2 protein-coding genes are annotated in these 1,504 nt (G+C 34.0%); both read right to left on the bottom strand.

Features of this window, described 5'->3' with window-relative positions:
• Nucleotides 1-288: 288 nt before the first annotated feature.
• A complete protein-coding gene (locus BO222_RS11295) occupies nt 289-567 on the bottom strand; it encodes a hypothetical protein (RefSeq protein ID WP_143357026.1) in 279 nt (92 codons plus the stop codon).
• A gap of 29 nt (nt 568-596) precedes the next feature.
• Nucleotides 597-1,052 (bottom strand): hypothetical protein, encoded by a 456-nt coding sequence (locus tag BO222_RS11290; protein ID WP_143357025.1) that lies wholly within the window; start codon nt 1,050-1,052, stop codon nt 597-599.
• Between the last annotated feature and the right edge of the window lie 452 nt (nt 1,053-1,504).

The raw sequence follows: 1,504 nt of genomic DNA, 5'->3' as shown, positions 1-1,504 counted from the left end.
GGCATTTTGCTTTCTGGTTCTAAGCTGGCTTTATTGAAAAATGGAAACAAAATTATGCGGCTGCTCCTATCGGCAGCTGCCAACTTTTTAATTGATATTTCGGCAACTTTTCAATTGACATATACAACGGCAGCAACCTCTTCTTTACAGGTAAAAAACAAAAATACGGATGCTGTTTATTCTCATAACAAACATTCATATATCGGTTTACTGTTGGTATTTCTATCCTGTTTTGATCAACCGATCATACAGTCATCATTCCATCAAAATATATTTCTTCGGCTGCGCTTACCTGATGTGATCAATGGGGGATCCTGGTTCGATATTTCCTTCTTTTATTTCTTTGACCAGAAGTTCCAAATCATCCATAATTGCTTCTCCATTTTTTATTTCCCTTATTGAAGAAGACCATACTATTGCATGATCGCTTTGCAGTTGAACTGCTTCGATATTTCCACAGCCAGAAATGATCAAAGCAAAATTCATTGGTTTATCACTTGTCATAAGTGGTTTGCTTATCCACTCATTTTCAAAGTCTCGACTTTGTTCAAATTCGGAGATATTCACTTTATTATACTGATCGCCAAACAGGAATTCTAAAAAAGATCCTCCCAGTTTAAACCAGTAATTGCTGATTGACTATCTTCTAAAATTTGAAATAGTTTCCAATCTGAATCAGCCTCTCTTCTAATTACAAAGCTCATATCACCGTATTCAGTTGTAACCTGAAGTGTCTTATCTTCCACATTGTCGCTTCTTGAGCTTTGAATTAATGCGCGTGAGGACTTATTTTGGATAATCTGCCATTGATAATTATTTCGATACATTTCAAATCCATTGGCTCGGGCAGCTTGTTGAATGCTGGCTTCTAAAGAATAATCATAAATCTCATAATTCGTGCAGGCAGAGTATTCTGGCCATATGGATTGCTTTGATTCAACTTGATCCATTGAACTGGCACAGCCAGAAACAGGCAGACAAAAAGCTGTAATAACAGACGAAATAAGTATTTTAATATCTTTCAGATAAGAATCCTGCATTGAAATATCCACTGATATCTTACTTTCCAGGTTGAGATCTTCCGATACTATTTACTCATATCGAATATAAAAAAACAATATCTATAAAAATATATAAAACGGAGTCACCGATATAATATATTAATTAACGATAAAAAATAGAGTAACATAATAAAGTTATCGAAATTTATTATATTGCTGTATATTTGACAATAAACCTCTGTTGATTTAGTGCAATCTTTTCGGTTTCAATTGAAAAAAATTCGAAAACAAAAAAGCAAGCTGTTTTAGCTATTTTTGTGGCGAATCACAAGCATAACAGACGTTTTTGATTTCTCTTTCAGGTTTTATGTGAAAGTTTGTTACGGGTAAAGTTTAAATGTCCAATCCGGGTAATGATTACATGTACAAAAATGTTATTGGTTATCTGATTGGATCTCATGAATCCACCTTAAGAAACTGATTCTGGAGGTGGAATTTTCATG

The organism is Ileibacterium valens (assembly GCF_001945525.1).
Lineage (GTDB): Bacteria > Bacillota_I > Bacilli_A > Erysipelotrichales > Erysipelotrichaceae > Ileibacterium > Ileibacterium valens.
This window is presented reverse-complemented; position numbering and strand designations above follow the sequence as displayed.